The 11,172-nt window shown below is 69.4% G+C and carries 13 protein-coding genes; 7 read left to right on the forward strand and 6 right to left on the reverse strand.

Annotation, left to right across the window (positions count from 1 at the left end; all coding sequences use genetic code 11):
- The 7 genes from ACK5F2_RS05365 to ACK5F2_RS05395 form a co-directional block, all read left to right on the forward strand.
- Positions 1–456: aminotransferase class I/II-fold pyridoxal phosphate-dependent enzyme (locus ACK5F2_RS05365; RefSeq protein WP_409863322.1), on the forward strand; the 456-nt coding region annotated here is incomplete at its 5' end.
- Entirely contained in the window at positions 453–1,994 is a 1,542-nt protein-coding gene (locus ACK5F2_RS05370; RefSeq protein WP_409863323.1) for a cobyric acid synthase, read from the forward strand. The genes ACK5F2_RS05365 and ACK5F2_RS05370, both read left to right, overlap by 4 nt.
- 67 nt (positions 1,995–2,061) lie before the next feature.
- Positions 2,062–3,105: a nicotinate-nucleotide--dimethylbenzimidazole phosphoribosyltransferase gene (gene cobT / locus ACK5F2_RS05375; protein ID WP_409863325.1), complete on the forward strand. Its 1,044-nt coding sequence runs from the start codon at positions 2,062–2,064 to the stop codon at positions 3,103–3,105.
- Between the two features lie 83 nt (positions 3,106–3,188).
- The gene (locus tag ACK5F2_RS05380; protein WP_409863327.1) at positions 3,189–4,727 is read left to right on the forward strand and encodes a DUF3369 domain-containing protein; all 1,539 of its coding nucleotides are present in this window, start codon (positions 3,189–3,191) and stop codon (positions 4,725–4,727) included.
- Positions 4,705–6,072, forward strand: a complete 1,368-nt coding sequence (locus tag ACK5F2_RS05385; RefSeq protein WP_409863328.1) for a sensor histidine kinase — start codon at positions 4,705–4,707, stop codon at positions 6,070–6,072. Before ACK5F2_RS05380 ends, ACK5F2_RS05385 begins: the two co-directional genes overlap by 23 nt.
- 56 nt (positions 6,073–6,128) lie before the next feature.
- The gene (locus tag ACK5F2_RS05390; protein ID WP_409863330.1) at positions 6,129–6,929 is read left to right on the forward strand and encodes an adenosylcobinamide-GDP ribazoletransferase; all 801 of its coding nucleotides are present in this window, start codon (positions 6,129–6,131) and stop codon (positions 6,927–6,929) included.
- A complete protein-coding gene (locus ACK5F2_RS05395) occupies positions 6,922–7,479 on the forward strand; it encodes a histidine phosphatase family protein (RefSeq protein WP_409863331.1) in 558 nt (185 codons plus the stop codon). The genes ACK5F2_RS05390 and ACK5F2_RS05395 overlap by 8 nt, the downstream gene beginning before the upstream one ends.
- 1 nt (position 7,480) lies before the next feature.
- Here ACK5F2_RS05395 and ACK5F2_RS05400 read toward each other — a convergent pair whose 3' ends face one another.
- From ACK5F2_RS05400 to hisH, 6 genes are all read right to left on the reverse strand, one after another.
- Positions 7,481–7,732 carry a YfhL family 4Fe-4S dicluster ferredoxin gene (locus tag ACK5F2_RS05400; RefSeq protein WP_409846377.1) on the reverse strand — a complete coding sequence of 84 codons (252 nt, stop codon included), beginning with the start codon at positions 7,730–7,732 and terminating at the stop codon, positions 7,481–7,483.
- Between the two features lie 10 nt (positions 7,733–7,742).
- Positions 7,743–8,243: a pantetheine-phosphate adenylyltransferase gene (gene coaD, locus ACK5F2_RS05405; protein ID WP_409863333.1), complete on the reverse strand. Its 501-nt coding sequence runs from the start codon at positions 8,241–8,243 to the stop codon at positions 7,743–7,745.
- A 38-nt stretch (positions 8,244–8,281) separates the two neighbouring features.
- Positions 8,282–8,830, reverse strand: a complete 549-nt coding sequence (gene rsmD, locus ACK5F2_RS05410) for a 16S rRNA (guanine(966)-N(2))-methyltransferase RsmD (RefSeq protein WP_409863335.1) — start codon at positions 8,828–8,830, stop codon at positions 8,282–8,284.
- Positions 8,831–8,926: 96 nt separating this feature from the next.
- Positions 8,927–9,688, reverse strand: a complete 762-nt coding sequence (gene hisF / locus ACK5F2_RS05415) for an imidazole glycerol phosphate synthase subunit HisF (protein WP_409863337.1) — start codon at positions 9,686–9,688, stop codon at positions 8,927–8,929.
- A 10-nt stretch (positions 9,689–9,698) separates the two neighbouring features.
- On the reverse strand, positions 9,699–10,451 hold the full coding sequence (gene hisA, locus ACK5F2_RS05420) for a 1-(5-phosphoribosyl)-5-[(5-phosphoribosylamino)methylideneamino]imidazole-4-carboxamide isomerase (protein ID WP_409863338.1): 753 nt from the start codon (positions 10,449–10,451) through the stop codon (positions 9,699–9,701).
- Between the two features lie 72 nt (positions 10,452–10,523).
- Positions 10,524–11,171 (reverse strand): imidazole glycerol phosphate synthase subunit HisH, encoded by a 648-nt coding sequence (gene hisH, locus ACK5F2_RS05425; protein ID WP_409863340.1) that lies wholly within the window; start codon positions 11,169–11,171, stop codon positions 10,524–10,526.
- Position 11,172: the final 1 nt, after the last annotated feature.

The following is an 11,172-nucleotide window of genomic DNA, read 5'->3' on the forward strand; positions in this document are numbered from 1 at the left end:
ACCCTGCCCGCCCAGGCCTGGCAGCTGGTCTGCCCCAACAAGGCCATGGGCCTGACGGGGGTGCGCGCCGCCTACTTGCGCGCGCCCGAGCCCGACACGCTCTGGGCCCGCATGCTATCGCTGGCGCCCAGCTGGGTGCTCTCGGCAGAGGGCGTGGCCCTGCTGCAGCACTGGCATGATCCGGCCACGGCCCTGTGGCTGGCGCATTCGCGCGAGCAGCTGCGCCTGTGGCGCCGCCAGCTGCGCGAGGCCCTGGCCCAGCGCGGCTGGGTGCAGGGCGAGAGCGTGACGAACTTCTGGCTGGCCCGCCCGCCGCGGCCCCTGGATGATGGACGCCTGCGCACGGCCGGCCTCAAGCTGCGCGAGGCCAGCAGCCTGGGCGCCCCCGGCGCCTGGCGCATTGCCGCCCTGCCCGGCCCGGCCCAGCAGGCCCTCTTGAAGGAGATTGATCGATGAGCCGACAGGCCAAGGCCCTGATGGTGCTGGGCACCACCAGCGGCGCCGGCAAGAGCTGGCTGACGACCGCGCTGTGCCGCTGGTATGCCCGTCAGGGGCTGAAGGTGGCGCCCTTCAAGGCGCAGAACATGAGCAATAACGCGCGCGTCGTCCCTGGTCTGGATGGAAATATGGGCGAGATCGGCAGCGCCCAGTATTTCCAGGCCCTGGCCGCCGGCCGCCAGCCCGAGGTGCGCATGAACCCGGTGCTGCTCAAGCCCGAGGCCGATACCCGGAGCCAGGTGGTGGTGCTGGGCGAGGTGCATGCCGAGCTCAATGCCACGCCCTGGCGCGAGCGCAGCGAGAAGCTCTGGCCCCATGCCCGCGCCGCCCTGCACGCGCTGATGGCCGAGAACGATCTGGTGCTGATCGAGGGCGCGGGCTCGCCGGCCGAGATCAATCTGCACAGCAGCGACTATGTGAATATGCGCACCGCCCGCGAGGCCGGGGCCGCCTGCCTGCTGGTGACCGACATCGACCGCGGCGGCGCCTTCGCCCATCTCTACGGCACCCACCAGCTGCTGCCGCCCGAGGAGCGTGCCCTCATCAAAGGCTTTGTGCTCAACCGCTTTCGCGGCGACGCGCGCCTGCTCTCGCCCGGCCCCGAGCAGCTGCAGGCCCTGACCGGCGTGCCCACCCTGGCCACCCTGCCCATGTGGCGCGGCCACGGCCTGCCCGAGGAAGACGGCGTGTTTGATGACAGCCCCTCGCCTGCGAGTACACAGTCGGCCCCCCTAGGGGGCGGCGCCGTTCTCGGGAACGGCCCAGCGAACGGCACCTCCACTTCGCTGCCCAATCGGCTCACTCGGATTGCCATCGTGGCCTATCCGCGCCTGTCCAATCTGGACGAGTTCCAGCCCCTGCGCGGCCTGCCGGGCGTGCGCCTGGTCTGGGCCCGCAGCACGGCCGAGCTGCAGGCCGCGGACTGGATCATCCTGCCCGGCTCCAAGGCCGTGGCCGCCGATCTGGCCTGGCTACGCGCGCAGCGCCTGGACGCCGCCATCGCCGCCCATGCGGCGGCCGGCCGTCCGGTGCTGGGCATCTGCGGCGGCCTGCAGATGTTGGGCGAGGCCCTGCTGGACCCGCATGCGCTGGACGGCAATGCGCCGGGCCTGGGCCTGCTGCCCCTGGTCACGCAGTTCGAGCGCGAGAAGCTGCTGCGGCCCTGCCAGGCGCGCTTCGATCAAGGCTTGGCCGGCCCCTGGGCGGCGCTGGCCGGCCAGGGCGCCGCGGGCTATGAGATCCACCACGGCCGCACCGCCCAGCATCCCTCGCTGGCCACCGCCGCCGTGGCACTGCGCGATGCCCAGGGCCAGGCCATAGGCTGGCAGCAGGGCTCGGTGCTGGGCCACTATGTGCATGGCCTGTTCGAGCAGCCCGCCGTTCTGCAGGCCCTGTTCGGCGCCAGCGGCGCGAGCCTGGACCAGGTCTTCGACGGCCTGGCCGATTTCGTGGACAGGCATTTCCAGCCCGGCGCCTTGCAGGCCCTGATCCGATGAGCAGCGCGCGCCAGTGGCTGACTGCCCGCCCAGACACCGACAAAGCACCTTCCTGAGGGAACCCACCATGTCCGAGCACGACCTCATCCCCAGCATCGCCCCGCTGGAGCAAGCCGATCTGGCCGCCGCGCTGCAGGCCCGCATCGACGGCAAAACCAAGCCCCTGGGCGCCCTGGGCCGCCTGGAAGCCCTGATGCTGCGCCTGGGCCTGATCCTGGGCAGCGAGACCCCGCGCCTGGAGGCACCGCAGCTGATGGTGTTTGCCGGCGACCACGGCCTGGCGGCGCGCGGTGTGTCGGCCTTTCCCAGCGATGTGACCTGGCAAATGGTGGAGAACTTTCTGGCTGGCGGCGCCGCGGTGTCGGTGCTGGCCCGCCAGCATGGTCTGACCCTGACCGTGGTGGACGCCGGTGTGGCGCACGAATTCGCGCCGCGCGAGGGCCTGGTGATCGCCAAGATCGCCCCCGGCACGGCCGACGCCCTGGCCGGCCCGGCCATGAGCCCGGACCAGTGCGCCACCGCCATCAGCGCCGGTCGCTCGCTGCTGCGCCAGCGCCCCGGCAATGTGCTGTTGCTGGGCGAGATGGGCATTGGCAACACCTCGGCCGCCGCCCTGCTGCTGGCCCGCCTGACCGACAGCCCCATCGCGCAGTGCGTGGGCCGGGGGACAGGTCTTGACGACGCCCAGCTGGCTCGCAAGGTGGACGTGCTGCGCCAGGTGCTGCAGCGCCACGGCGAGGCGGTCACGCCCCTGGGCGCGCTGGCGGCCTTCGGCGGCTTCGAGATCGCCATGATGGTAGGCGCGGTGCTGCAGGCCGCGGCCGAGCGCCGCGTGATCCTGGTGGACGGCTTCATCACCGGCGCGGCCGTGCTGGTGGCGGCCCGCCTGCAGCCGGCGGTCCTGCAGCGCTGCGTGTTCTCGCATGCCTCGCAGGAGGCGGGCCACCGCCTGATGCTGCAGGCCCTTCAGGCCGAACCCCTGCTGGACCTGGGCCTGCGCCTGGGCGAGGGTTCAGGCGCGGCCCTGGCTTGGCCCCTGCTGGAGTCGGCCTGCCGCATCCTGGCGGAGATGGCCAGCTTCGCCTCCGCCGGGGTCAGCGAGCGAGGCTGAGACCGGCACGCCACGCCGCCCACACAGCGCGGCCTTCCGTGGTAATAATGGGCCACACGCTCATTGCCGCGAGGTCTCGCTCCATGACGGATCTGGTATTCGCCGACGAACTGCCCGAGGCCCCCATGGCCAAGGTCCTGGACCCCTGGGTCGTGATGATCGTGGACGACGACCCCGCGGTCCACGAGGTCACGCAGCTGGTGATGGCGGGCTTCGAGTTTGCCGGGCGGCGTCTGCTCTTCCTGGACGCCTACAGCGCGGTGGAGGCGCGTGAGCTGCTAGCCAGCCGGCGCGATATCGCCATGATCCTGCTGGATGTGGTGATGGAGAGCGAGCATGCCGGCCTGGAGCTGGCACGCTACATCCGCGAGGAGCTCAACAACCACCATGTGCGCATCGTGCTGCGCACGGGCCAGCCCGGTCAGGCGCCCGAAGAGCATGTGATCAAGAGCTACGACATCAATGACTACAAGGAAAAGACGGAGCTCACCAAGCGCAAGCTGATCACGGTCTTCTACAACGCGCTGCGCAGCTACCGCGACATCATGATCATCGAGTCCTCGCGTCTGGCCCTGCGCCGCGCGATCGACTCCATCACCAAGGTCTACGACTCGCACAATCTGCGCCGCTTCGCCTCGGCCGTGCTGGAGCAGGTAGGCCATCTGCTGGGCATGGATGCCCAGGGCCTGTGCGCCACGCGCGTGGCCGCCTACGCCGCCTCGCATATGGAAGGCCGACTCAAGGTGCTGGCCGCCACGGCCGAGTACTCGCGCCTGCTGGTGGACGAGGAACTGCGCGATCTTCCCGAAGACGTGCGCGGTGTTCTGGAAAACGCGCTCGAGCAACAGCAAAGCCATTTCGACGAGCGCCACTTCGTGGGCTACTACCGCAGCAGCACCGGCAATGAGAGCCTGCTCTACATGGTGTTCGACGAGCCCGTGGACGCCGCCGCCCGCGAGCTGCTGGAGATCTTCTGCGCCAATGTGGCCATCACCTACGAGAGCCTGCTGCTGCGCGAGGAGATCCAGGACACCCAGCGCTCCACGGTCTATATCCTGGGCGAAGCGGTGGAAAAGCGCTCCAAGGAAACCGGCGCCCATGTGAGGCGCGTGGCCGAGCTCTCGGCCCTGCTCGGCGAGTCCGTGGGCATGAAGGGTGCCGATGTGGAGTTTCTGCGTCAGGCCGCGCCCCTGCACGATGTGGGCAAGATCGGCATTCCCGACCGCGTACTCAACAAGCCGGGCAAACTCGACGAGGAGGAGTGGGAGGTCATGAAGACCCATGCCCGCATCGGCTACGAGCTGCTCAACAAGAGCGACAAGCGCATCCTGCAGCTGGGTGCCACCATCGCCCACGAACACCACGAGCGTTGGGACGGCCTGGGTTACCCGCGCGGTCTGGCGGGCGAGCAGATCCATATCGTGGGCCGCATCGTGGCCCTGGCCGATGTGCTGGACGCCCTGGTCAGCGAGCGCTGCTACAAGAAGCCCTGGAACTTCGACGAAGCTCTGGACCTCATACGCAGCGAGGCCGGCACACGTTTCGACCCGAATCTGGTGCGCATGCTGCTGGAGCGCCTGGACGATGTGCGCATGATCTATGAGCGCTATCCCGACAGCTGAGGGCGGCGAGACCGCGGGCCGCCTCTTCAGCGAGGCGGAAAGCCGGCGCCTGGCCGAGGCGGCACTGCGCTCGATCACCCTGTCCACCTCCCGGGTGCAGGGCGAGGCGTTCTTCCGTGTGCTGGTCAAGGACCTGGCCGCAGCCCTGGATGTGGCCTATGTGATCGCCGGCCGCCTGCTGCGCATGGAGGACGGTAGCGAGGGCGTGCAGACCCTGGCGGTCTGGGGCGGCGAGGACTGGCTGCCCAATCTCAGCTACTCGCTGGCCGGCACGCCCTGCAGCAATGTGGCTGAGCAGAGCATGTGCTTCTACCCCTGCGGCGTGCAGCAGGCCTACCCCGAGGATCTGCTGCTGGGCGAGATGGGCGCGCAGAGCTATGTGGGCACGCCCATGGTGGGCACCGACGGCCAGAGCCTGGGCATTCTGGTGGCCTTGGACAAGCGGGAAATCAGTGCGGACAAGCATCTGCTGGCCCTGTCCCTGCTCTCCATCTTCGCGGCTCGCTGCGCGGCCGAGCTGCAGCACCAGGACCGCGAGGCGGCACTGGAGCGCGAGGTCCAGGCCCGCACCGAGGAATTGCGACTGGCCACCACCACCCTGGTGGAACGCGAGAAGCTGGCCACCCTGGGCGGCATGGTGGCCAGCGTCGCGCACGAAGTGAATTCCCCGCTGGGCATCGCGGTCACGGCGGCCTCCGGCCTGGAGGAGTTTGCCAGTGAGCTCTTGCGCAAGCTGCAGGGCGACAAGGTCAGCCGCCACGAGCTGCAGGCGCTGGCCGGCCATCTGCGGGACGCCGCCACCCTGGTCGTGGGCAATCTGGAGAGGGCCTCCAGCCTGATGGGTGGTTTCAAGACCCTGGCCGTGGATCAGGGCAATGAGGATAGCCAGCGCATGGATGTGGGCGAGTACCTGCGCTCCATCGTCATGGTGCATCAGCCCGTGCTGCGCAGCGCCCGAGTGAACGTGCAGCTGGATCTGCCCGAGCGGCTCGACCTGAGGCTGTCGGGCGGCATGTTTTCCCAGGTGATCTCGAATCTGCTGCTCAACGCCATCAACCACGCCTTCGAGCCCGAGCATCAGGAGCGCGAATTGCGCATCAGCCTGAAGTCGGATGCGGATGGCTGCCTGCTGAGCGTGCGTGACAACGGCCGCGGCGTAGCACCCGAATTGCGCCATCGGCTGTTTGAACCCTTCTTCACCACCAAGCGCGGCGCCGGCGGCTCGGGTCTGGGCCTGCACATCGTGCAAAGCCTGTGCCAGCGCATGGGCGGTGAGATCCGGCTGGACGACCGCCCCGGGCCCGGTCTGGGATTCCTGATCCGCCTGCCTCGCGCCCTGGACTGAGCCGCGGCCCTAGCCCTGCCGCCGATAATCGCGGCCCACGCCCCCGTCCGCCACGCATGCATCTGCTCGTCCACGAACTCCGGCTCTTCTTCATCGCCCTGCAGTTCTTCACCCGCCTGCCCATCCCGCGCTGGGTGGGCTTCGAGCCGATCTGGCTGCAGCACTGCGCCCGCCACTTCCCGCTGGTGGGCCTGCTGGTGGGGGCCTTCTGTGCCCTGCTGCTGTGGGCCGCGCTGTGGTTCTGGACCGCCCCGGTGGCCGTGGGCCTGGCCCTGGCCGGCGGCATCTGGCTGACCGGCGGCTTCCACGAAGACGGCTGGGCCGACACCTGGGACGGCCTGGGCGGCGCGGTCTCGCGCGAGAAGGCCCTGAGCATCATGAAGGACTCGCGCATCGGGAGCTACGGCGCCCTGGCCCTGATCCTGATGCTGGGGCTCAAGGCCGCCGTGCTGCTGGCCCTGCTGGAGCAGGATGGCTGGCTGGCAATTGCCGGCTGGATCTGGGCCCATGCGGCCTCGCGCGCCGCGCCGGTCTGGCTGATCCACAGCCTGCCCTATGCGGGCGATGCAGAGCATGCCAAGGCCAAGCCCCTGGCCACCCGCATCGGCGGCGCCGGGCTGTTCGTGGCCCTGGCCTGGGTGGCCCTGGCCAGCCTGGGCCTGCTGGCGGTGGACATGAGCTGGCTGCCCAGCCTCTGCCTGGCGGCCCTGGGCGTGGCCGGCGCCACCCTGCTGATGCAGGGCTGGCTGGACAAGCGCCTGGGCGGTTTCACCGGCGACAACCTGGGCGCCACCCAGCAGCTGGCCGAGCTGGCCGCCCTGCTGGGCTTTGCGGCCCAGTTCGTCAGCCATGGATGAATCTGGGCAAAACCTGGCCCCGGCTGAAGCGCTCTGGGTCTGGCGTCATCCGCGGCCCGAGGGCGCGGCGGGGCGCTGCGTGGGCGCGGGCAGCGATCTGCCCGTGCACTGGCGCCGGGCCAAGCGCCTGGCCCGGCGCATCCAGGCCCAGGCCCGGCGCGAACGCCTGCCGCACTGCATCCACACCTCGCCGCTGGCGCGCTGCCGCGCCGTGGGCCGCTGGCTGCGCCGCTGGGGCTGGCAGCACCGGGTGGACGCCGCCCTGCTGGAGCTGGACTTCGGCCGCTGGGAGGGCAAGACCTGGCCCCTCATCGGCCAGACCGAGGTGGACGCCTGGTGCGCGGACTTTGCCCAACACGCGCCGGGCGGGGGCGAAAGCCTCACCCAGCTGCTGGCGCGTGCCCGGGCCTGGCAGCCCGCGCAGCGCCCCACCCTGCTGGTGGGCCACGGCGGCTGGATGCTGGCCCGCGCCTGGGCAGGCCCGGCCCCGCGCGAGGCCGCCGCCTGGCCTGCAGCCCCGCGCTACGGCGAGCTGCGGCGCCTGGCCTGACTCAGGCGGTGGCCGTCAGGCGCAGATACTTCTGCATCAGCATCTCGCGGGTCTCGACATGCTGGGGGTTCACCGGGATGCAGGCCACGGGGCACAGGGCCACGCACTGCGGCTCCTCGTGATGGCCCACGCATTCGGTGCACTTGCCCGGATCAATCTCGTAGTACTCCGCGCCCATGGAGATGGCATTGTTGGGGCACTCGGGCTCGCACACATCGCAGTTGATGCACTCATCGGTAATCATCAAAGCCATGTCCTGCCCCTTACTCCGCCTTCTTGATGCGCTCGCGCAAGCGATCGAGCACCAAGGGTGACACGAACTTGGAGACATCGCCGCCCAGGGTGGCGATCTCCCTGACGAAGGTGCTGGAAATGAACTGGTACTGGTCCGAGGGCGTGAGGAAGACGGTCTCGACGTCGGGCATCAGGCTGCGGTTCATGCCGGCCATCTGGAACTCGTACTCGAAGTCGCTGACGGCGCGCAGACCGCGCACCACCACCTTGCCGCCATGCTCCAGCACGAAGTCGCGCAAGAGGCCGCGGAAGGGGATGACCTCCACATTGGGGTACTTGGCCGCCAGCTGCTGGGCCATGTCCAGGCGCTCCTCGATGGAGAACATGGTGCGCTTGTGGTGGCCCGCGGCCACCGCCACGATGAGCCGCTCGAACAGGCGGCTGGCCCGGCGCATCAGGTCCTCATGGCCCAGGGTCAGGGGATCGAAGGTGCCGGGGTAGACGGCGGTGAGAACGGTCACGGAGGTCAAGAGCTGTCTCCCGAGGAGGCGGCGATGAAAAGCCGCGATTATCCGCTGCGCTGCAACAACTGGCTGTGGACCGCGCCGGCCTTGGCCTGGCGCCAGGCCTTGAGCCCCAGCTCGGGCGCCGGCTCCAGGGGGCGCGGCGACTCCAGATAGATGAAGCCGCCCGGCACCAGCAGGGGCGCGGCCGCCTTAAGCGCCGCATCAAACAACTCCTGCTGGAAGGGCGGATCAAGGAAGACCAGTTCGTAGCGGGCCGGGGCGCAGCGCGCCATCCAGGCCAGGGCATCGGCCTGCTCCACCTGCAAACGGTCCTCGGCCTTGAGCCTTGTGCGGCTGGCCTTGAGGCTGCGGCAGAGCTCGGCGTCGCGCTCCAGCAGCAGCACCTCGGCGGCGCCGCGCGAGGCGGCCTCAAAGCCCAGGGCACCGCTGCCGGCAAAGGCGTCCAGCACGCGCCAACCGCTCAGATCCTGGCCCAGCCAGTTGAACAGGGTCTCGCGCACGCGGTCGGGCGTGGGACGCAGGCCGGGCTTGTCGGCCACCGGGAGCTTGGAGCGCTTCCACGAGCCGCCAATGATCCGCACTTCAGCCATGTCGTGGCTCCCCACAAGCGGCCGAGCGCCGGGCCGCCCCAAGCCGGCCGGCATCCCCTCGGGGGATCGGCGGGCGTACTCGCACGACGAGGGGCATCATTGGCGCACCGGGATGCCGCGCGCGGCCATCAAGGCCTTGGCTTCGCCCACGGTGTGATGGCCGTAATGGAAGATGCTGGCAGCCAGCACCGCATCGGCCCCACCTTTTTGCACGCCGTCGGCCAGATCATCCAGCGAGCCCACGCCGCCCGAGGCGATCACGGGCACGCTCACCGCATCGCTCACCGCGCGGGTGAGGGCCAGATCGAAGCCGCTTCGGGTGCCGTCGCGGTCCATGCTGGTGAGCAGGATCTCGCCGGCGCCATGCTCGGCCATCTGGCGGGCCCAGGCCAGCACGTCCAGGCCGGTGTTCTTGCGGCCACCGTGGCTGTAGACATCCCAGCCGCTGCCATCTTCACGACGCTTGGCATCAATCGCCACCACGATGCACTGCGCGCCGTACTTGTCCGAGGCATCACGGATCAGCTGCGGATTGGCAATCGCGGCGGAGTTGAAGCTCACCTTGTCGGCCCCGGCATTGAGCAGGCGCCGCACATCCCCCACCGCGCGCACGCCACCGCCCACGGTCAGCGGGATGAAGACCTGGGAGGCCACGGCCTCGATGATGGGCAGGATCAGGTCGCGCCCGTCGCTGGTGGCGGTGATGTCCAGAAAGGTCAGCTCGTCGGCGCCCTGCTCGTTGTAGCGGGCGGCGATTTCCACCGGGTCGCCCGCGTCGCGCAGCTGTTCGAAGTTGACGCCCTTGACGACGCGACCGCCGGTCACGTCCAGGCAGGGAATGATGCGTTTGGCCAGCAAGCGGCGACTCCTAGTTGCCCAGCTCGTCGCTGAGCGCGTCGGCGCGGCGCTGGGCCTCGGCCAGATCCAGATCGCCGGTGTAGATGGCGCGACCGCAGATCACGCCCGAGACGCCCTCGCGCTCCACGGCGCACAGGGCCTCGATATCGGCCAGGCCGGCCAGACCGCCCGAGGCGATCACGGGCATGGTCAGGGCCTGGGCCAGGCGCACCGTGGCCTCGATATTGATGCCGCTGAGCATGCCATCGCGACCGATATCGGTGTAGATCACGCCCTCGACGCCGTAGTCCTCGAACTTGCGGGCCAGGTCCACGACCTCGTGGCCGGTGAGCTTGCTCCAGCCGTCGGTGGCCACCTTGCCGTCCTTGGCGTCCAGGCCCACGATGATGTGGCCGCCAAAGGCGCTGCAGGCGTCCTTCAGGAAGCCGGGGTTCTTGACGGCGGCCGTGCCGATGATGATGTAGCTCAGGCCGTCGTCCAGATAGTGCTCGATGGTGTCCAGGTCGCGGATGCCGCCGCCCAGCTGCACCGGGATGTCGTCACCGACCTCGCGGAGGATGGACCGGATGGCGCCCTCGTTGACCGGCTTGCCGGCAAAGGCGCCGTTCAAGTCGACCAGGTGCAGGCGTCGGGCGCCAGCGTCCACCCAGCGACGGGCCATGGCGGCCGGGTCATCGCCGAAGGTGGTGGAGGCATTCATATCGCCCTGTTGGAGACGGACGCATTTGCCGTCCTTCAGGTCAATGGCGGGAATCAGCAGCATGGCCGAAGTGCAGGTGGTGGTGGAAAGGAATGGAGCGGAAAAGCGCGGAGGAAGAGGATGACGGGGCGGTCCTCAAGGCTTCCACAGCAGGAAGTTGCGATACAGGGCGAGCCCCAGCGCGGCACTTTTCTCGGGATGGAATTGGGTGGCAAAAATATTATCCCGGGCCACCGCGCTGGTAAAGCACAGACCGTAGTCGGTCTCGCCCACGCTGTGGTGCGGGTCCGACGTCGTGGCGTAAAAGCTGTGAACGAAGTAGAACCAGCTCTGGTCGGGCACCTCGCCCCAGACCGGGTGGGGCCGGGCCTGGCGCACGCGGTTCCAGCCCATCTGCGGCACCTTGTAGCGGCTGCCATCGGGCTGGATCCGGCCCTCCAGCTGGAAGCGCTGCACCCGGCCGGGGATCAGACCCAGACCCGGCGTGTCCTGCTCCTCGCTGTGGTCCAGCAGCATCTGCATGCCCACGCACACGCCCATCAGGGGCTTGTGCGCTGCGGCATGCAGCACGGCCTCCTTCATGCCGGATTCGGCCAGCTCGCGCATGCAGTCGCGCATCGCGCCCTGGCCGGGCAGCACCACGCGCTCGGCGGCATAGACCGCCTCGGGCTCGCTGGTGATCACGACCTCCACGCCCGAGCCCTCGGCCGCATGCAGCACGGCCTGCGAGACCGAGCGCAGATTGCCCATGCCGTAGTCGACGACGGCGACGGTCCGTTTCATG

The sequence above is a fragment of the Roseateles sp. genome (assembly GCF_046300915.1).
Lineage (GTDB): Bacteria > Pseudomonadota > Gammaproteobacteria > Burkholderiales > Burkholderiaceae_C > Kinneretia.

Bases quoted from the DNA above. Each gene is read 5' to 3' on its own strand.
- ACK5F2_RS05370 (WP_409863323.1), top strand. From the start codon at position 453: ATGAGCCGACAGGCCAAGGCCCTGATGGTGCTGGGCACCACCAGCGGC.
- cobT (WP_409863325.1), top strand. From the start codon at position 2,062: ATGTCCGAGCACGACCTCATCCCCAGCATCGCCCCGCTGGAGCAAGCC.
- ACK5F2_RS05380 (WP_409863327.1), top strand. From the start codon at position 3,189: ATGACGGATCTGGTATTCGCCGACGAACTGCCCGAGGCCCCCATGGCC.
- ACK5F2_RS05385 (WP_409863328.1), top strand. From the start codon at position 4,705: ATGAGCGCTATCCCGACAGCTGAGGGCGGCGAGACCGCGGGCCGCCTC.
- ACK5F2_RS05390 (WP_409863330.1), top strand. From the start codon at position 6,129: ATGCATCTGCTCGTCCACGAACTCCGGCTCTTCTTCATCGCCCTGCAG.
- ACK5F2_RS05395 (WP_409863331.1), top strand. From the start codon at position 6,922: ATGGATGAATCTGGGCAAAACCTGGCCCCGGCTGAAGCGCTCTGGGTC.
- ACK5F2_RS05400 (WP_409846377.1), bottom strand. From the start codon at position 7,732: ATGGCTTTGATGATTACCGATGAGTGCATCAACTGCGATGTGTGCGAG.
- rsmD (WP_409863335.1), bottom strand. From the start codon at position 8,830: ATGGCTGAAGTGCGGATCATTGGCGGCTCGTGGAAGCGCTCCAAGCTC.
- hisA (WP_409863338.1), bottom strand. From the start codon at position 10,451: ATGCTGCTGATTCCCGCCATTGACCTGAAGGACGGCAAATGCGTCCGT.
- hisH (WP_409863340.1), bottom strand. From the start codon at position 11,171: ATGAAACGGACCGTCGCCGTCGTCGACTACGGCATGGGCAATCTGCGC.